The sequence below is a fragment of the Kitasatospora sp. NPDC057692 genome, from assembly GCF_042799475.1.
In the GTDB taxonomy this organism is placed as follows: Bacteria; Actinomycetota; Actinomycetes; order Streptomycetales; family Streptomycetaceae; genus Kitasatospora.
The window spans coordinates 1-18,722 of sequence record NZ_JBHVIV010000049.1; the positions used below are offsets into that span (position 1 = coordinate 1).

The following is an 18,722-nucleotide window of genomic DNA, read 5'->3' on the forward strand; positions in this document are numbered from 1 at the left end:
ACCCCCCATATAAACCCCCCCCTTCGCGGGGGCCGCTTTTTTTTTTTAAACGACACTGTACCCTTTGGGGGGGGGGGGCCCAGCCGCCCCCCGCGGCCCGGGCGGCCCCGGCTCAACGATCGCAACGCTCGTGCACGACCTCCCGAGAGGTATCGACATGATCACTCGCAGATCGCTCATCGGCGCCGCCGGTGCCCTGGCCCTCCCGCTGACCGCCGTCTCCACCGCCCCCGCCGTCGCCACGGCGGCCGAGGCCCGGCGACGACGCTGGTCCCGGCTCTCCGGCCACCTGCACGGCACCCTCGTCCTCCCCGGCGACCCGGCCTACGGCACCGCCAAGCAGATCGGCCAGGCCCGTTTCGACTCCGTCGAACCGGCCGCCGTCGCGTACTGCGCCGACGAGGCCGACGTCGCCCTCTGTCTCCGCTACGCCCAGGACCAGGACCTCCCGATCGCCGTCCGCGCCGGCGGCCACAGCGGCGGCGGCTACTCCACCGGCACCGGCCTGGTGGTCGACGTCTCCCGGCTCTCCTCCGCCGCGGTCACCCCCGGTGCCGCCACCTTCGGCGGCGGCACCCAGCTGGTCGACGTCACCAACGCCGTCGCCCCGCACGGGCTCGCCGTCTCGGGCGGCTTCTGCCCCACCGTCTCGCTGGGCGGCTTCCTCCAGGGCGGCGGCATCGGCCTGCTGACCCGCCACGCGGGCATCTCCAGCGACAGGGTGACGGCGGCCCGCGTGGTGCTCGCCAGCGGCAGGACCGTCACCGCCTCGCCCGACGAGCACGACGACCTGTACTGGGCGCTGCGCGGCGGCGGTGGCGGCAACTTCGGCGTCGTCACCTCCTACACGGTGACCCCCGTCCCGCTGGCCGCCCTCACCCTCGCCCGTCTGACCTGGTCCTACGACCACGCGGTGGACCTGCTGGACGCCTGGTCGCACTGGCTGCCGGACGCTCCGCGGACGCTGGGCGGCGGCGCCGTGGTCGGCCTGCGGGACGCCGCCCCGGGTGCGACCCCGTTCGTCTCGGTGCTGATCGGATCGGTCGGCACCGAGGCCGAACTCACTGCCGAGACCGCCCGGTTGACCGACCTGGTGGGCGCGCTGCCGGCCACCAGGAACAGCTTCACCGCCCCCTACCTCTCGGTCATGATGGGCCTCTACGGCTGCGGCTCCTACACCCGGGACCAGTGCCACCGGGCGGGCACCGGCCCGGCGGCCGCGCTGGCCCGGCCGACCGCCGCCGTGGACCGGGGCCGGCTGTTCGACGCCCCGCCGCCGCGGGCGCTCTGGGACGCCGCGCTGGGCCTGCTCGACAGGGACCGGCGGGCCGGGCAGCAGCGCATGGTGCAGCTGAGCGCGTTGGGCGGCGCCGCCAACGACCCGGCCCGCACGGCCACCGCGTACGTCCACCGCGACGCGCTGTTCAACGCGAGCTTCGGGGCGGTGATCGCCACCGGCCCGACGGACGAGGCCGCGCTGGCGGCCGCCCTCCGCTGGGCGGACGCCGGGTTCGCGCTGCTCGACCCGCACTCCGCCGGCGAGACCTACCAGAACTTCGTCGACCCCGGCCTGCCGGACTGGCGGCAGGCCTACTACGGCGAGAACTATCCGCGGCTGGTCGCGGTGAAGCGCCGCTACGACCCGTACCGACTGTTCTCCTTCCCGCAGGCCGTCGGCGCGACCCCGGCCTGACGGGGCGGTGCCACCTCGGCCGGGCCACCCGGGCCGATCCACCCGGGCCGATCCACCCGGGGCCGCCCCGGCGGGCGGCGGAATCCGGCCGGGGCCGCGCCGCCGAGCGGGCACAATGGCGTATGACGGTCGGCTCCCGCCCCGGGGGCCTTGGGCGTGTCGACTTGGAGGCCCGGGTGAGCGATCTTCCGCGCAAGGCAATGACCCGCACGGCAAGGCTCGCCGCCCTGCCGCTGGGGATAGCCGGCCGGGCCACCCTCGGCCTCGGGAAGCGGATCGGCGGACGGTCGGCCGAGGTGGTCACCGCCGAACTGCAACAGGCCACCGCCGACCAGCTGTTCAAGGTCCTGGGTGAGCTCAAGGGCGGGGCGATGAAGTTCGGGCAGGTGCTGTCCGTCTTCGAGGCCGCCCTGCCCGAGGAGGTGGCCGGCCCCTACCGGGCGGCGTTGACCAAGCTGCAGGACGCCGCGCCGCCGATGCCGGCCGCGAAGGTGCACGCCGCGTTGGCGCAGCGGCTGGGCGAGGACTGGCGGAGCCTGTTCCGGGAGTTCGACGACGCCCCGGCGGCGGCCGCCTCGATCGGCCAGGTGCACCGGGCGGTGTGGCACGACGGCCGCACGGTCGCGGTGAAGGTGCAGTACCCGGGGGCGGGCGACGCGCTGCTGGCGGACCTGTCGCAGTTGAGCCGGGTGGCCTGGCTGCTGGGTCCGCTGATTCCGGGCCTGGACATCAAGCCGCTGATCACGGAGCTGCGGGAGCGGGTCGCCGAGGAGCTGGACTACGAGCTGGAGGCGCAGGCGCAGCGCCGTCACGCGGAGGAGTTCGCGGGCGATCCGGAGATCGTGGTGCCGGGTGTGGTGGCGCAGGCGGACCAGGTGCTGGTGTCGGAGTGGATGGACGGCACGCCGCTGGCGGAGGTGATCGCCTCCGGTTCGCAGGAGGAGCGGGACGTCGCGGGCCGGCTGCTGGCGCGGTTCCTGTTCGCCGGTCCGTCGCGGACGGGGCTGTTGCACGCGGATCCGCATCCGGGCAACTTCCGGCTGCTGAAGGACGACGGCCCGGTGGAGGGCTGGCGGCTGGGGGTGCTGGACTTCGGGACGGTGGACCGGTTGCCGGGCGGTCTGCCGGCGCCGATCGGAGCGTCGTTGCGGATGGCGCTGGCCGGGGACGCGGCGGGTGTGCTGGCGATGCTGCGCGAGGAGGGCTTCGTGAAGCCCTCGATCGAGCTGGACGCGGACGCGGTGCTGGACTACCTGCTGCCGATCATCGAGCCTGCGGCGGTGGAGACGTTCCACTTCACCCGGGCGTGGATGCGGGCGCAGGCGGCGCGGATCGCCGATCCGCGGTCGCCCGCGTACAACCTGGGCAAGCAGTTGAACCTGCCGCCGTCGTACCTGTTGATCCACCGGGTGACGCTGAGCACGATCGGGGTGCTCTGTCAGCTGGGTGCGAAGGCGCCGTTCCGGGCGGAGATGCTGGAGTGGCTGCCGGAGTTCGCCGAGGCGGGTTCGCCGGGGAAGCGGCCGGCCGCCGAGGCGGCGCCGGCCACCGGGCAGGCGTCGAAGCCGGCCACGACGGCATCGACGAAGGCGACTGCGAAGAAGCCGGCCGCGAAGAAGGCCACGGCGAAGAGCCCGGCGGCCGGGAAGGCGGCCCCGGCCCGGCGTCGGAGCCCGTCGGCGGAGGGCTGATCCGCCGTCCGCCGCAACGGCCGCAGGCCGCCCCCCGGTGCTTCCGGGGGGCGGCCTGCGGCGCGACGGGGGTGCGTCGGGGCCGGGTGACGCCGGGGCCGGACGTGGCGGTGCGCCGGCGCCCGGGTCACCTCGGAGAGGTCACATCAGGGCGACGGCGAGGGCCTTGCGGGCCCGCAGCGAGGCGCGTTCGGCCTTGCGCTTGAGCCGGTGGGCCCGGGCGAGTCGGCCGACGAGCCGTTGGTGCTCGGCCTCCTGGAGGCGCTCTTGCATATGCGCCCTGGCCAGGGATTCGTGGAGCAGTTGCATTTCGAGGGTCCTGTTCTGGATCTGGAGTTCGGTGGTCTGCTCGGCGCGGACGGTCGGATCGATGGCGGCGGGGGTCATGTGGTGGTCCTGCTCGTGGTGCGTGGTCGGAAAGGGGTGGATGCGGGCGGCATCGGCCTTGGCTGCTGCGAGGCGTACGGAGCGGCGGAGGGCGTTGTCCGGCGGGGGCTGCTCTCCCCGGCGGACGGGTCCGGCTCCGGACGCGGGGTTCACGCCGCGACCTCGGTCTTGCGCGGGCGGCCGCGCGGCCGCTTGCGGGCCACGACGACACCCTGGACGAACAGCTCGCCACCCCAGACGCCCCAGGGCTCGCGGCGCTCGAGCGCGCCGGTCAGACAGGCGTCCTTGACCGGGCAGGTGCCGCAGAGGGACTTCGCGTACTCGACGTCGGCGGGCGTCTCGGCGAAGAAGACCTCCGGGTCGAAGGCACGGCACGGGATGGGGAGCCCGAGCTCCTCGGCCTGGTCGATCGAGGTGAACTGCATGGGGAGAACCTCCGGGGGGTCGGCCTGGTCGGCCTTGGTCTGGTCTGTCGGCGGTACGGACGGGGTGGGCGGCGTGATGACCGTGGACACTGTGGGCGTCTTCCTCGTCTTCTCAGTGGGTCCGGCTCAGCTGACTGGTGGGGCTGGGCCGGAGGCCCCGGGGGGCCTGGGTGGTCTTGCGTACCGGACAAAACAGAAGGGCCGCGGATCCCGGTGTGTGGGGTTCCGCGGCCCTGGAGGCGCCGACCTGAGGCAGGCTCAGGTTCGTTCTCTCCAGGGTTCGGGGCCGCGGAAGGCCCTCATCCGGATGGCCATGGCGTCGGCAAAGACGGCCGTGGCCTGCGTGATCTGCTGCTCGTTCTGCTTCTGGGTGTTTCCGGCACCGACGACCTGCGCATAGCCGCCATGCATGGCGAGGGCTACAGCCGTCTTCGGTGCCTGGGTCGGTCGCTCATCACGCAGGGAGCGGGAAGCGTCGGCCGACGCCCAGTCACGGGACAGACCAGTCTCGATACGGGTGCCGTCGAGGCTGCCGCCCTTGATGCCATTGCTGCCGGGGCCAGTGTGTCCGAGGCCACTGACAGCGGGGGCGGGGGAAGCGGGAACGACGGAGACACCGGTGGTGTCGAGACCCAGACCGGTTCCGCACAGCTCGGCGGCGAGCCGCAGGCTGGCGGCACGCAGGGAGGCAGCGTCGACGGTCTGGCCAGTCATTTTGGTGATCATGGTTTCCACTGCCTTCGCCTCCTCTCGGCGCCTAGCGGAGCCTGGTCTCCCGGGCTCCGAACTGTTCGGATGTCTGTCTCGGTGAAGCTGGTGAAGCTGATGGGTGCAGGGGATGCGGCGACAGGCGTCACCCTCGGCGATCGCGTCCCCTTGACCGCTCCGGCAGGCTATTGCGCTCCCGGCACGGCGCGCAAACTATTTTTCCGGCGAGTTTCCCGACGGTCTCCGCGGCGCCCCTCGGCGCCGGCTGTGATCGCCCCGGACCGGCTCAGGCCGGTTCGTCCGGCTGGTCGTCCGTGACGTCCACCGGATCCCTGACGGGCTCCTCCCCCGCACACAACGAGAGCACGGCGGCCCCGTATTTGTCCAGCTTCATGGCGCCGACCCCGGAGATGCCGGCGAGCTCCTGCCGGTTGGCGGGGACGTCCTCGGCGATGGCCATCAGGGTGGCGTCGGTGAAGACGACGTAGGCGGGGGCGCCCTGTTCCCGGGCCTGGGCGGCACGCCATTCGCGCAGCCGTTCGTAGAGCGCCTCGTCCATGGTGGAGGGGCAGCTCTCGCAGCGGCGGAGCTTGCGTTCGACGGCCTCGGTGAGGGCGCGCCCGCAGACCCGGCAGGTGACCGGGCCGCGGACCCGGCGCCCGGCGGAGCGCTCGCCGGCCTCCCCGCCGCGCCCGCCGCGCCCGGCGGGGCGGGTCCCGGAGGCGCTGGAGCCCGGGCGCAGCCCGTCCAGGAAGCGGCTGGGCTTGCGGGAGGCGCGGCCGCCCGGGGAGCGGGAGAGCGCCCAGGAGAGGGTGAGGTGCTTGCGGGCGCGGGTGACGCCGACGTAGAGGAGGCGGCGCTCCTCCTCGATCTGCTCGTCGGTCTTGGCGTAGATGATCGGCAGGGTGCCCTCGGTGAGGCCGACGAGGTACACGGCGTCCCACTCCAGGCCCTTGGCGGCGTGCAGGGAGGCGAGGGTGACGCCCTCGACGGCGGGGGCGTGCTGGGCGGCGGCGCGGGCGTCGAGCTCGGTGACGTAGGCGGCGAGGTCGGTGCCCTGGCCGGCGGCGGTGCGGCCGCGTTCGAACTCCTCGGCGAGCCGGACGAGGGCGGCGAGGGACTCCCAGCGGTCGCGGACGGCGCCGGAGCCGGCGGGGGGTTCGGCGGTGAAGCCGCGGGTGGCGAGGACGGCGCGGACCTGTCCGGCGAGGTCGGGTGCGCCGTCGGTGACGGGGTCGGAGGCGGCCCGGGCGGCGCCGCGCAGCAGGACGCCGGCGTCGCGGACCTCGGGGCGTTCGAAGAACCGCTCGGCGCCCTTGAGCTGGTAGGGGACGCCGAGGTCGGCGAGGGCCTGCTCGTAGACCTCGGACTGGCCGTTGGTGCGGAAGAGGACGGCGATCTCGCTGGCGCGCACGCCGGCGGCGAGGAGGTCCTTGATCCGGCGGGCGGTGTTCTCGGCCTCCGTGGGCTCGTCCTCGTACTCGGTGTAGACCGGGTCGGGGCCGGCCTCGCGCTGGGAGACGAGTTCGAGGCGGTGGCGGGCGGCCTCGCCGCGGGCCTGGGCGAGGAGCCCGTTGGCGAGGTGGACGACCTGGGGGGTGGAGCGGTAGTCGCGGACGAGCTTGACGACGGTGGCCTCGGGGTGGCGGGTGCGGAAGCCCAGCAGGTAGTCGGGGGTGGCGCCGGTGAAGGAGTAGATGGTCTGGCTGGCGTCGCCGACGACGCAGAGGCTGGCGCCGCCGCCCGGGCCGGTCCACTGGTCGAGGAGGCGCTGCTGGAGCGGGGAGACGTCCTGGTACTCGTCGACGGTGAAGTGCCGGTACTGGGCGCGGACCTGGTCGGCGATGTCGGGGCGGTCCTCCAGGATGGCGGCGGTGAGCAGCAGGACGTCCTCGAAGTCGATGTTCCCGCGGCGGCTCTTGGTCTCCTCGTAGACGCGGTAGACCTGGGCGGTCTCGGCCGGGTCGCGGGGGGCCTCGCGGCCGGACTTGGCGACGGCGGCGGGGTAGTCGTCGGGGCCGGTCTGGGTGACCTTGGCCCATTCGATCTCGGCGGTGAGGTCGCGCAGTTCGGTGCGCTGGACGCGCAGGCCGCAGCGGCCGGCGGCCTCGGCGACCAGCTGGACCTTGCGTTCGAGCAGCTGGGGGACGGGGCCGCCGACGGCGCGGGGCCAGAAGTACTGCAGCTGGCGCAGGGCGGCGGCGTGGAAGGTGCGGGCCTGGACGCCCTCGGCGCCGAGCTGGCGCAGGCGGCCGCGCATCTCGCCGGCGGCGCGGGCGGTGAAGGTGACGGCGAGGACCTGCTGGGGCTGGTAGACGCCGCTGCGCACGCCGTAGGCGATGCGGTGGGTGATGGCGCGGGTCTTGCCGGTGCCGGCGCCGGCGAGGACGCAGACGGCACCGTGCAGGGCGGTGGCGACGGCCCGCTGTTCGGGGTCGAGTCCGGCGAGGACGGCGTCGGGGCCGCCGCCGGCGGCGGGGTGGCCGGACCGGTGGGCGTCCTGGTGTCCGTCGAACGGGCTGCCGCTCAAGAGGTCTTCCTGCATGCGTTCCATCCTCTCAGCCCGGGCGGACATCCCGGGCGGGGTTGTCCACAGGTGCGGTGTGATCGCCGGATGATCGTGCAGCGGGCGGCGGACTGTGGCACTCGACGGCGCGTGCGGTGGTCCCCACGCCGGTGCTGGTGGGCGCGCGCCGGTGCGGCCGTCCGGCCCGGTGGCGTCCGGGTGCCTCCGGTCGCGGAATGACCGCCGGGCGGTGCGCGTTCTCCCCCCGGAGCCGTGCGACGTGCGCGGCGCCCCCCGTTCAGGCCCTCCCGATCCGAAGGAGTCCCCTCGATGTCCGGCAGCGTGACGATGTACAGCACGACCTGGTGCGGCTACTGCAACCGGCTCAAGAGCCAGCTGCAGCGCGAGGGCATCGGCTACACCGAGATCAACATCGAGGAGGACCCGGCGTCGGCGGCCTTCGTCGAGTCGGTGAACAACGGCAACCAGACCGTTCCGACCGTGCTGGTGAAGCCGGCCGGCGGCGGCGAGCAGGTCGTGATGACCAACCCGAGCCTGCTCCAGGTGAAGAAGGCCCTGGCGGCCTGACCCCGGGAACGCCCGGCCTGGCGAATGCCCGGCGCCCCCCGCGGCGCCGGGCCGGCGCGCCCGCCCACCGCGGCTACGGCGCGTCGGCCCGGGCCGGGTCGACGGGCGCGGCGGGCGCGGGCAGCGAGGCCCGGGCGCCGAGGTCCCCGACCCCGTAGACCAGCCGGCTGCGGTCGGCCGAGTAGCGGGTCTCGATGACCCGGACCGGCCCGCGCCGGTCGTAGGTGACCCGGGTCTGGACCATCAGCGGCACCCCGGGCCCGCCCTGGAACCACTGGGCCTCCTCGGGCCCCGGCATCCGGGCGACCAGGTGGTCGACGGCGCCGACCTCGGTGCGGCCGAGGGCGGCGAGCACCGCCTCGTCGCCGCCGTCGATCTGGTCGGGCTCCATCAGCGGGGTGCCGGCGGCGAGGCCGGCCCGGTAGTGGCTCTCCTCGATGGAGTACGGCTCGCGGTCGAGCATGCGCAGCTGGCGGCGGACGACGATGGCCTCGCCGGGGCGCAGTCCGAGCCGTTCGGCGATGTCGACGCGGGCCCGGACGATCATCATCTCGAAGTCGACGGTGAGTTCGCGCCCGGTCTCGGCGGCCTCGCCGCGGTAGACGGCGCTGGGGACGGCCAGGCAGTCGCGGGGGGCGGCGTCCTGCGGGTCGAGGCGGGGGGCGGGCCCGTAGGCGCGGTGGTCGAGCACGGGGTGCTCGCGCAGATAGGTGCCCTTGCCCTGGAGGCGGACCAGCCGGCCCTCGTTGACCAGGACGTCGACGGCGAGGCGGACGGTGTTGCGGGCGACGCCGTACTGGCGTTCCAGTTCGCTCTCGACCGGGAGGGCGGAGGCGGCGGTGAACTCGCCCTCGGCGATCCGGCGGCGCAGGTCGGCGGCCAGGCGCTGGTATTTGGGGGATTGGGCGGTGCCCCGGGGGATTGTCACCCGAGTGAATGTAGCGAGACGGGTGAGGGGCTTTCAGGCGTTTGCGGCAAAGTCGACCGGGATCGGTGACTCCGCCCGAGGGGCACCCGGGAACCGTACTGGACATGGCCGCTCCGGTTACGAACATCCTGGGGAGAAGGGTTCGAAAAGGAAATTGGGGGCGCGCGGATCAACTCCGCACGCCCCCAATCCGCAGACCGCCCCGGGCGGCGCCGGAATTACCAGCGGGCCGCCGCCGGCAGCGGTTCGCCGTACCAGACCTCGACCAGGTGCCGGGCGATCGAGATCCCGGACGGCGGCAGGATCTCCCCCGCCTCCATACCCGCCCGCAGCTCCTCCCGGGAGAACCAGCGCGCCTCCGCCAGCTCCTCGCCGTCCACGGCGATCGCGGTGCCCTCCGGGTGCGCCCGTCCCAGGAAGCCCAGCATCAGGCTGGACGGGAACGGCCACGGCTGGCTGGCCACGTAGGAGACCTCGGCGACCCGCACCCCGGCCTCCTCCCCGACCTCGCGGACCACCGCCTGCTCGATCGACTCCCCCGGCTCGACGAAGCCGGCCAGCGTCGACCAGCGGCCCTCCGGCCACAGCGCCTGGCGGCCGAGCAGGCAGCGGTCCTGCTCGTCGGTGATCAGCATGATCACCGCCGGGTCGGTGCGCGGGTAGTGCTCGGCCGCGCAGGAGGTGCAGCGCCGGACGTGCCCGGCGCCGGCCTTCTCGGTCGGGTGGCCGCAGCGCGAGCAGAAGCTGTGCAGCCGGTGCCAGTGCTCCAGCGCGACGGCGTGCACCAGCAGCCCGGCGTCCCGGTCGGAGAGCAGCGCGCCGACCTCGCGCAGCCCGGCCGGGCGGGCGTCGCCGTCCAGCCGGCCCGGCAGGCTCTCGCCGGCCAGCGCGAAGTAGGAGACGCCGTCCTCGTCGGTGCCGAGGAAGTACCGGTCGCCGGTCTGCGGCGCCTCGAAGGAGGGCAGCAGGACCAGCTCGGTCCCCTGCCCGGTGTCCACCACGAACGCCTCGCCGCCGGCGATCGGCAGCACCTTGGTGGACGGGTGGCTCCAGGCGGCCGCCAGCCAGGGCTCGTCGAACCGGTGATGGGCCGCCCGGTCCACCCCGGCCCGGGCCAGCGCCAGGTTCAGCGGGCGTTCGGTCTCAGGCACGGTGCTCAACTGTTCCATCCCCACGTGATGAGTCTTCCGGACGGTTCGGGTCCCACACTCGGTTCGGGTCCCACACTCGGGTCGGGTCCCACGGTCGGTTCGGCGCCGCGGCCGGTCCGGGGGCGCTCCCGCCACCGGTCCGCCCGCGCTCGCCCGCGGTTCACGCGCGCTCGCCGCCCGGCCGCCAGTTCTCGGCCAGGTCGGCCCACAGGTAGGCGGCGGTCTCGACGCCCTTGGCCAGCAGGTCCAGCTCGACCTTCTCGTCCACCGAGTGCCAGCCGTCCGACGGCACCGAGATGCCGAGGAACAGCACCGGCGCGCCGAGCACGTCCTGCAGGTCGGCGGCCGGACCGGAACCGCCCTCCCGGGTGAACAGGATCTTCTGCTCGAAGGCCCGGCCCATCGCCCGGACGGTGGACTGCAGCGCCGGGTGGTCGAGCGGGGTCAGGCACGGGCGGGTCGCGCCAGGGAAGACCAGCTCGTACCGGATGCCCTCGGGCACCCGGTCGGCCACCCAGCCGCGGACGGCCTCGCGGACCTTCTCCACCTCCTGCCCGGCGACCAGCCGGAAGGAGAGCTTCAGATGGGCCGAGGAGGGCACGATGGTCTTCCCGCCGGGACCGGTGTAGCCGCCCCAGATGCCGTTGACCTCGGCGGTCGGGCGGGCCCAGATCCGCTCCAGGGTGGAGTAGCCGGCCTCGCCGCGGGTGCCGTACGACTTGGCGGTCCGCAGCCAGGCCGCCTCGTCGAAGGGCAGCTCGGCGAAGAGCGCGCGCTCGCGGTCGGTCAGCTCGACCACGCCGTCGTAGAAGCCGGGGACGGCGACCCGGTGGTCGGCGTCGTGCAGGCCGGCGGCCAGCTCCGCGGCGACGGTGGCCGGGTTGGGCACCGCGCCGCCGAAGGAGCCGGAGTGGATGTCGGTGTCCGGCCCGTACAGGTCGATCTGGGCGTCGGCCAGGCCCCGCATGCCGGTGCAGACGGTCGGCGTGGTCTCGGACCACATGCCGGTGTCCGAGATGATCACGACGTCGGCGGCCAGCCGGGCGGCCTCGCGGCGGACCAGGTCGGCGAAGTGCGGCGAGCCGGACTCCTCCTCGCCCTCGACCAGCAGCTTGAGGTTGACGGCCGGCGCGGTGCGGCCGGTGGCGGCCAGGTGGGCGCGGACGCCGAGGGTGTGGAAGAACACCTGGCCCTTGTCGTCGGCGGCGCCCCGGGCGTACAGCCGGTTGCCGACCACGGTCGGCTCGAAGGGCTCGGTCGCCCAGCCGTCCTCCCGGGCGGCGGGCTGCACGTCGTGGTGGCCGTAGACGAGAACGGTCGGCGCGTCCGGGTCCCCGGAGGGCCACTCGGCGAAGACCGCCGGCAGGCCGTCCGTCTCCCAGACCTCGGCCACCGGGAAGCCGGTGTCGCGCAGCTTGACGGCCAGCCACTCGGCGGAGCGGCGGACGTCCCCGGCCCGGCCGGGGTCGGCGGACACCGAGGGGATGCGGAGCCAGTCCGCGAGGTCCGCGAGGAAGGCGGGCCGGTGCTGGTCGATGAAGGAGCGGACGACACTGTCCGGAGTTCTCGTCATACGGACGACTTTAGTTCGCCCGGGCGTCCCCCAACCGCCCCGGTCCCGAAGGGTGGGCCACCGGAGGCCTGTTACGTCCGTCACCCCCGGACGCGCGGGGGCGTCCGGGGGTGACGGGGCGGGACCGCGGCGGCGGCTCAGCCGGTGCGGCGCAGCAGCGAGATCCGCGAGCGGGTGAGCAGCGCGGCCAGCGCCACCGCGAGCAGCGGCAGCAGGACCACGGTGCCGCCGATGTTGGCCCACGGGAAGACCAGGGCCTCCTTGGCGATCTTCTCCTGCAGGCTCATCCCGGGGTACGCCGCCGACGCCGCCTCGACCTTGCGCAGGGCCACGGCGGGCACGAATCCGGCGACGGCGCCGAGCAGGGCGCCCATCGCGGCGATCACGCCGCACTGGAAGCCGGAGAGGGTGCGCCGGACCCCCGGGGCGGCACCGACCGCCGCGAGGGTGGTCAGGTCCCGCTGGGAGTCGGCGGCGGCGAGGCCGGTGGCGATGCCGGCCGCGCCGAGCGCGACCAGGCCGGCGAAGACGGTGAGGCCGAGGGTGACCAGTTCGTTCTCGGACTGGTAGCCGCGTTCGACCTCGAAGGCGACGCCGTCGGACAGCTTTGCGAGGCCGGCGCGGGCCTTCTGCTCGGCGCCCTCGCCGGGCGCGGACTCGGGCCGCCAGACCGATCCGGCGTCGCTGGTGACGAAGCCGAGGCGGTGTGCGGCCTCGGGGCTGAGGAGGGCGTCGCCTCCGGGGTTCACCGGTGGGGCGAGGAGGAACGCCTCGACGGTGACGTGCCGGACGCGCGCCTCCTGGTCGGCGGCGTTGACCACCTCGTCGGGGGCGGGCAGCATCTCGATGTCGATCGTGATCTTCCCGTCCTTGACGAGGCGCTCGTCGAAGACGACGGCCTTGCCCGCCGCGAGCGCCTGCGCGGCGGCCGCGTCGTCGCTCCCGTAGAGGTTGTGCAGCAGCCTGGCGTCGCCGGCCTGGACGTTGCCGAAGCGGCTGCCGCGGACGATCTGCGTCTGCTGGCAGCGCGGGTCCTCGGCGGCGATCCGCTCGCGCTCGGGCTGGGTCAGCCGTGCGGCTCCCTTGCCGTAGGCCGGGCAGCGGCGCTCCTCGGGCACGGCGACGCTGACGTAGCCGCAGCCGTCGGCCCGGGGGGTCGCGCAGTCGCCCGGGAAACCGACCCGCCGGACGTCGGCGCGCTCGCCGAGCGCGGGGATGCTGTCCTGCACGGCGCCGCGCATCCGGGGCAGCATCGAGCCGTCCGAGGCGGCGCCCCAGCCGTTGGCCACGATGACCGCGTTGGCGGGGCCTACGGCGGTGTACTGCAGGCGCAGCTCCTCGTCGGCGCTGGCGCCGTAGACGCCGACGGCGACGGAGCCGGCCACGGCGGCCATCACGGCGGCGACGGCGGGCGCGGTGCGGCCGCGGTGGCGCACGGAGTCGCGCAGGGCGAGGCGGGGGCCGAGCGGCAGCCAGCGGCCGAGCCGGCCGAAGAGTCCGACCAGGTAGGGGGTGAGGGCGACCATGCCGAGTTCGGCGACCGCCGATCCGCCCAGGACGGCGACGGCGCGGCCGCCGAAGCGGCCGGTGGACCCGAGCAGGGCGAGGGCGGTGCCGGCACCGAGCATGAGGAGGCCGAACAGGGCGAGCCTGCGGTTGGCCGGCTTGAGGGTGTCGCGGCCGGTGAGCGCGGCGACGACGTCCTGCCGGGAGGCCTGGACGGCCGGGACGACGGCCGCGAGCAGGCCGGTGACCAGGCCGATGAGCATGATGGCGATCAGGTCCAGCGGCTGGAGGTCGAAGTGGCCGAACCGCTCGCCGCCGGCCTCCTCGGCCCTGGTGCGCAACGCGGCGACGATGCCGATGCCCCCGACGAGGCCGGCCGCGGCGCCGGTGAGGCCGAGGACGACGCCGCCGCCGAGGACGACGGCGCGCACCTGGGCGCGGTCACCGCCGCCGGCGGCGAGCAGACCGAGCTGTCGGCGGGAGCGACGGGCGCCGACGGCGAAGGCGGGACCGGCGAGCAGCACGATCTCCAGCAGCGCCATGCCCATCACGGTGGCGCCGACGACGACGGCCCTGCGGTCGAGGAAGGCCGTCCGGGTGCCGCCGCCCTCGCTGTCCTGCTTGACGTAGAGCGGGACCTCGGAGCGGGCGGGCGGGTCGAGGAACACGGCCCGGGAGGCGGCGGTGAACCCGTACTTGTTGAGTTCGAGGACCTTGGACCAGGGCAGGGGCCCGCCGTCGGGGAGCTTGACCTCCCAGCGGTAGCCCTCGCCGTCGGCGTAGTGGCCCCGCCACTCCTCGCTGCCGGGGAGCTTCCTGAGCGGGTCGATCAGGGTGCCCGGCCGGCCGATGACGGCGACGGAGCGCAGGTTGCCCGGGTACTCGGCGACGCCGGTGATGGTGAAGGGGGTGGCTTCGAGGCCGCGCGGGGCGGTCCGGTCGCCGATCCGCAGGCCGGAGGTGTCGAGGAACTCCTGGGTGACGGCGACCTCGTGGCCGGCGCCCGGGGTGCGGCCCTTGACGATGTTCACGCGTCCGCGCCAGACCGGGTCGGTGAGGTCGATCTCGGTGATCTTGGCGTTGGCGAGGCCTTCCGCGGTGGTGACGGGCACGTAGGGGCCCTCGCGCGACGGGACGAGGACGGCGCCGGGCAGCAGCTGCCCGGCGAGCGACGCGGGGTCGGTGTCGAGGCTGCGCTGCTGCTCCGGGGTGCGGACGACCTCGGCACCGGCCGGCTTGTCGTCGTCGGGGCTCTCGATGCGGAAGTCGGCCTCCGGGTCCGGGGCCTGGAGGACGGTGGCGCCGCGCTGGAGCACCCGGAGCTCCGCGGCGGACTGGCCCATGACACGCACGGCCTTCTCGCCGGGGTCGAGTTCGGCGCTGCGGAAGACCACGTCGGCGCCGGCGACGCCGAGGACGGGCAGCGCGACCATCGCGATCACCAGGGCGCTGCGGCCCTTGGCGCGCAGGGCGTCGCGGCGGGCGATGCGCAGGGCGACCCGCCAGGAACCGAGGTTCACTCCCCCACCGGGCCCTTCGCGTTGGCGGCGGCGGCGACGAGCAGGCTGCCGGCGTCCTGGCTGGCGCTCTCGTCGACCATCCGGCCGTCGCGCAGGAAGACGACGCGGTCGGCCCAGGCGGCGTGCCGGGCCTCGTGGGTGACCATCATGGCGGCGGCGCCGGCGTCGCAGCGGGCGCGCAGCACGGCGAGGACGGCCTCGCCGGTGGTGGAGTCGAGCGCACCGGTGGGCTCGTCGGCGAGGACGAGGCGGCGGTCGCCGATGAGGGCGCGGGCGATGGCGACGCGCTGCTGCTGGCCGCCGGACATGTCGTCGGGGAAGCGGTCGGCGAGCTCGGGGATGCCGAGCTCCTCCAGGGCGACGAGGGCCTCGCGGCGGGCGGCGCGGGTGGACAGGCCGTCGAGTTCGCGCGGCAGCGAGATGTTCTCGGCGGCGGTGAGGGCCGGTATCAGGTTGTAGTCCTGGAAGACGTACCCGACGGAGCGGCGGCGGACCTCGGCGAGCCGCTTGCGGCCGAGTCCGCCGAGGGCGACGCCCTCCACCAGGACCTGGCCGGTGCTGGGCGTGTCGAGGCCGCCGGCGAGGGTCAGCAGGGTGGATTTGCCGGAGCCCGAGGGGCCCATGACGGCGACGAACTCGCCGGGGTGGACCTTGAGGTCGACGCCGCGCAGCGCCTGGACCTCGGCGGCGCCCTGTCCGTGGACGCGTGTGACGTTGTCCAGGTGCAGAACGGCGTCGGCGCCGTTCGTGCTCGGACCGGTGTGGGACACGATTCCCCCTGCTGTGGTGGGGCCCGCCGCGCGGAGGCGCGGGAGGGGCCGGTGGTTCGCGTGGTTCGTTCGGTTCTTGCGGCCGCGCGGTGCGCGTGCTCTGCCTGGTGCGTGTGCCGTGCGTGGCGCGTGTGCCGTGTGCCGTGCGTGTGCCGTGTGCCGTACGTGGTGTCGGCCGGGGGCGGCCCGGCCCCGGGCGGTTCAGGCCTTGGTGCGCCGGCGCCCGAACCGGGTGGGCGCGGGCGGGCCGTCCTCGGAGCGGGCCTCGGCGGCCCGGGCCTCGGCGGAACGGGCCTGTTCGACCTCGGCGTGCTGGGCGAGCCGGGTCTCGCAGTGGTCGAGCCAACGGATCTCGGCCTCGGTCTGGAAGATCAGCTGTTCGAGGACGAGCAGCCAGGCCAGATCGGAGCCGGGCTCCGCGGCGCCGCCGGGGCGGGCCTCGCCGGCCAGCGCGCGGCCCTTCAGCCGGGTGTAGTCCTGGAGGGCCTTGATGCTGTGCCGGCGCTGGCCCTGGACGACCGCGGGCACGTCGACGCCGGGGACGGTGACGGCCATCGCGAGCTTGATGGCGAGTTCGTCCCGGGGCGGGTTGGTGCGCGGCACCGGGGTGTCGAACCAGGCGCGCAGCTCGGCCCGGCCTGCGTCGGTGGCGGCGTAGAACTGGTGCCCCTCCTCGTCCTCCCCGGCGGGGACGACCAGTCCGTCGCGCTCCAGACGGGCGAGGGTGGTGTAGACCTGGCCGACGTTGAGCGGCCAGGTGGCGCCGGTGCGCGCCTCGAACTCGGTTCTCAGTTGGTAGCCGTAACGCGGCCCCTGGTCGAGCAGGGCGAGCAGGCCGTGGCGGATGGACATACCGAGTATGTATACCCGGTATGCTCGACGGGTCAAGCCGGAGCGGAACCGGCCGGAGGTCCGGCGGGCGGTCCGGCCGGGGGTCCGGCCGTCACCGGCGGCGGGTAACGTCGGGGGGCGTGAGCCAGTTGCGTATCGCCACCTTCAATCTGTTGCACGGTCAGCCGCTGGCGCCCGACGGCGCCCCGCGTCCCTTCCCGGCCGACCCCGGCGGGCCGCTCGCCCGGGCGGTGGCCGCGCTGGACGCCGACGTGCTCGCGCTCCAGGAGGTGGACCGCGGCCAGGCCCGCTCCGGCGGCACCGACCAGGCCGCCGTCGCCGCCAAGGCGATGGGCGCCGCGGACTGGCGGTTCGCCGCCGCCCTGCACGGCCGGCCCGCGCCGGTGGCCGGCTGGCTGCCGGAGGCCTCGGCGCCCGCCGGGATCCGGGTGTACGGGCCGGGCGAGGTCGGCGACGACGCCCCGCCCGCGTACGGCACGGCGCTGCTGACGCGGCTGCCGGTGCGGCACTGGCGGGCCCGCCGGTTCGCCCCGGCGCCGTTCGGGCTGCCGCTGCGGGTGGCCGGACGGCGCGGGCTGACGCCGGTGCCGGACGAGCCCAGGGCGGCGCTGGCGGCCGTCCTGGAGGGTGAGCACGGCCCGTTCACGGTGGTGGCCGCGCACCTGTCGTTCGTACCGGGCTGGAACATGGCGCAGCTGGCGGCGATCCGCCGGTGGATCGCCGACCTGCCGCAGCCGTACCTGGTGCTGGGGGACTTCAACCTGGTGGGCGCGGTGCCGCGCACGGTGCTGGGCGGGGCGAGCGCGCTGGAGCGGTCCGCGCCGCGGGCGCGGGTGCGGGAGCTGCGGGCGGCCCGCCGGGCCCGGCCGGCACTGGTGGAGCCGCGCCGGCGGCGGGTCCGGGAGCCGCGGGCGCGGCTGCAGGGCTGGTCGGACCTGGTCCGCACGCCGACCTACCCGTCGCACCGCCCGGCCGTGCAGTTCGACCACGTGCTGGCGGTGGGGGTGCCGCGCTCCGCGGTGGGGCCGGCGTCCGCCCCGCGCACGGAGGTGTCGGACCACCGGCCGCTGGTGGTCCGGGTGTCGCTGTAGGAGTTGGAGGAGTCGCAGGAACCGCAGCGGTTGCCGGAGCCGCCCGGCTGCCGGAGCGCCCGGTCACTGCCGGGACAGGTGCCCGTTCTGCTGCGGGACGTGCGGGACGGTCGAGGCGGACGGAGTGACCGGGCGGGCGGGATCGGCGGGGGCGGACGCGGCGGCGGCCTGCGGCCGGTCGGCGGCCGGGGGCGGCTCGTACTGGAGGAGGAGCATGGCGGCGTCGTCGCCGAGCTGGCGCCCGACGTGGCGCACCACGTCCTCGTGCAGGCGGCGCAGCACGTCGACGGGGCCGCCGCCGTGGGCGCAGCGCGGGAGGCGTTCGGCGAGCGGGTAGAAGGCGCCGGACCGGTCGCGGGCCTCGATGACGCCGTCGGTGAAGAGCAGGACGCGGTCGCCGTGGTGCAGCGGGACCCGGTGGACCGGGGGTCGGACGTCGGCGGGGTCGAGGACGCCGAGCGGAGGCACCGTCTCGGCGAGTTCGAGCGGACGGGCGGCCTCGGTGCCCCGCAGCAGCAGCGGGGCGGGGTGGCCGCAGTTGACGATCTCGGCGGTGCCGTCGTGGCCCACGCCGATGAGGACGAGGGTGACGAACTCCTCCTCGACGCCGGGGTGGTCGTTCTCGTGCAGGGCGCGGTCGAGGCTGTCGGCGAGCCAGCCGGCGACCTTGTCGAGGGCGGCCTCCTGGTGGGCGGCCTCGCGGAAGGCGCCGAGCACGGCGGCGGCGGTCTCGACGGCCCCCAGGCCCTTGCCGCGCACGTCGCCGACGACGGCGCGCACGCCGTGCCGGGTGTTGACGACCTCGTAGAGGTCGCCGCCGATCCGGGCGTGGGCGGCGGCGGCCGCGTAGTGGACGGCGGCGCGGACGGTGCCGACCCGGTCGGGGACGGGGCGCAGCAGGACGCGCCGGGCGATCGAGGCGACGAGTTGGGCGTCGGCGAGCAGCCGCTCCTGGCGCAGCCTCAGGGTGGCGCTGACCCAGCCGATCGCGGCGACGAGGACGATGGCGAAGACGGTGGCGCTGTGCACGGACTCGCCGAGCACGTCGTTGCGGAAGGCCATCAGGAAGGCGGCCGCCTCGGTGCAGGCGCCGATGGCGAGTGGGTACCAGGTGCGGCGGCTGACCACGGCGGCCAGCGCGGGGACTGCGGTGAGTGCCGGTTCGACGGTCACCGCGGCGTCGGTGAAGTAGTCGAGGACGACGACCAGCGCCATGCCGATGAACGGCAGCGACAGTGCCGTCCTCGGCCAGGTGCCGGTCGCGCCCGGTGCGGCCCCCGGGGTCGGCCCGGCGAACCGTTCTCTGATCCATCCGGTCGCGCTCAACTTCGGT

Annotated in this window: 15 protein-coding genes; 4 read left to right on the top strand and 11 right to left on the bottom strand. The window is 75.0% G+C overall.

The window, feature by feature from the left end; translation table 11 throughout:
* Positions 1-157: 157 nt before the first annotated feature.
* Both ACFVFS_RS25210 and ACFVFS_RS25215 read left to right on the top strand, forming a co-directional pair.
* Positions 158-1,693, top strand: coding sequence for an FAD-binding oxidoreductase (locus tag ACFVFS_RS25210; RefSeq protein WP_380626963.1), 1,536 nt, complete (start codon positions 158-160; stop codon positions 1,691-1,693).
* 176 nt (positions 1,694-1,869) lie between these two features.
* Entirely contained in the window at positions 1,870-3,384 is a 1,515-nt protein-coding gene (locus ACFVFS_RS25215; RefSeq protein WP_380626964.1) for an ABC1 kinase family protein, read from the top strand.
* A gap of 141 nt (positions 3,385-3,525) precedes the next feature.
* Here the strand turns inward: ACFVFS_RS25215 and ACFVFS_RS25220 are convergent, their stop codons facing one another.
* The 4 genes from ACFVFS_RS25220 to ACFVFS_RS25235 all read right to left on the bottom strand — a co-directional run bounded on the left by ACFVFS_RS25220 (position 3,526) and on the right by ACFVFS_RS25235 (position 7,449).
* Positions 3,526-3,771, bottom strand: coding sequence for a hypothetical protein (locus ACFVFS_RS25220; protein ID WP_380627012.1), 246 nt, complete (start codon positions 3,769-3,771; stop codon positions 3,526-3,528).
* A gap of 149 nt (positions 3,772-3,920) precedes the next feature.
* Complete coding sequence (locus ACFVFS_RS25225; RefSeq protein WP_376149379.1) at positions 3,921-4,286, bottom strand: WhiB family transcriptional regulator; 366 nt, start codon at positions 4,284-4,286, stop codon at positions 3,921-3,923.
* Between the two features lie 168 nt (positions 4,287-4,454).
* Complete coding sequence (locus ACFVFS_RS25230; protein ID WP_380626965.1) at positions 4,455-4,931, bottom strand: hypothetical protein; 477 nt, start codon at positions 4,929-4,931, stop codon at positions 4,455-4,457.
* Between the two features lie 259 nt (positions 4,932-5,190).
* Positions 5,191-7,449 carry an ATP-dependent DNA helicase UvrD2 gene (locus ACFVFS_RS25235; RefSeq protein ID WP_380626966.1) on the bottom strand — a complete coding sequence of 753 codons (2,259 nt, stop codon included), beginning with the start codon at positions 7,447-7,449 and terminating at the stop codon, positions 5,191-5,193.
* 291 nt (positions 7,450-7,740) lie between these two features.
* On the opposite strand from ACFVFS_RS25235, the gene ACFVFS_RS25240 reads away from it, so the two are divergent.
* Positions 7,741-7,998, top strand: a complete 258-nt coding sequence (locus ACFVFS_RS25240; protein ID WP_344345785.1) for a mycoredoxin — start codon at positions 7,741-7,743, stop codon at positions 7,996-7,998.
* Positions 7,999-8,071: 73 nt separating this feature from the next.
* Here the strand turns inward: ACFVFS_RS25240 and ACFVFS_RS25245 are convergent, their stop codons facing one another.
* The 6 genes from ACFVFS_RS25245 to ACFVFS_RS25270 all read right to left on the bottom strand — a co-directional run bounded on the left by ACFVFS_RS25245 (position 8,072) and on the right by ACFVFS_RS25270 (position 16,298).
* Positions 8,072-8,926, bottom strand: coding sequence for a GntR family transcriptional regulator (locus ACFVFS_RS25245; protein WP_380626967.1), 855 nt, complete (start codon positions 8,924-8,926; stop codon positions 8,072-8,074).
* A gap of 218 nt (positions 8,927-9,144) precedes the next feature.
* On the bottom strand, positions 9,145-10,095 hold the full coding sequence (gene nudC, locus ACFVFS_RS25250) for an NAD(+) diphosphatase (RefSeq protein ID WP_380626968.1): 951 nt from the start codon (positions 10,093-10,095) through the stop codon (positions 9,145-9,147).
* Positions 10,096-10,237: 142 nt separating this feature from the next.
* Positions 10,238-11,650: a dipeptidase gene (locus ACFVFS_RS25255; RefSeq protein ID WP_380626969.1), complete on the bottom strand. Its 1,413-nt coding sequence runs from the start codon at positions 11,648-11,650 to the stop codon at positions 10,238-10,240.
* Positions 11,651-11,787: 137 nt separating this feature from the next.
* Complete coding sequence (locus ACFVFS_RS25260; protein WP_380626970.1) at positions 11,788-14,676, bottom strand: FtsX-like permease family protein; 2,889 nt, start codon at positions 14,674-14,676, stop codon at positions 11,788-11,790.
* Positions 14,673-15,446, bottom strand: a complete 774-nt coding sequence (locus ACFVFS_RS25265) for an ABC transporter ATP-binding protein (protein WP_380626971.1) — start codon at positions 15,444-15,446, stop codon at positions 14,673-14,675. The genes ACFVFS_RS25260 and ACFVFS_RS25265 overlap by 4 nt, the downstream gene beginning before the upstream one ends.
* A 201-nt stretch (positions 15,447-15,647) precedes the next feature.
* A complete protein-coding gene (locus tag ACFVFS_RS25270; RefSeq protein ID WP_380626973.1) occupies positions 15,648-16,298 on the bottom strand; it encodes a PadR family transcriptional regulator in 651 nt (216 codons plus the stop codon).
* 119 nt (positions 16,299-16,417) lie between these two features.
* Here ACFVFS_RS25270 and ACFVFS_RS25275 point away from each other — a divergent pair, with 119 nt between their 5' ends.
* Positions 16,418-17,389, top strand: coding sequence for an endonuclease/exonuclease/phosphatase family protein (locus tag ACFVFS_RS25275; RefSeq protein ID WP_380626974.1), 972 nt, complete (start codon positions 16,418-16,420; stop codon positions 17,387-17,389).
* Between the two features lie 63 nt (positions 17,390-17,452).
* Here the strand turns inward: ACFVFS_RS25275 and ACFVFS_RS25280 are convergent, their stop codons facing one another.
* Entirely contained in the window at positions 17,453-18,715 is a 1,263-nt protein-coding gene (locus ACFVFS_RS25280; protein WP_380626975.1) for a PP2C family protein-serine/threonine phosphatase, read from the bottom strand.
* Positions 18,716-18,722: the final 7 nt, after the last annotated feature.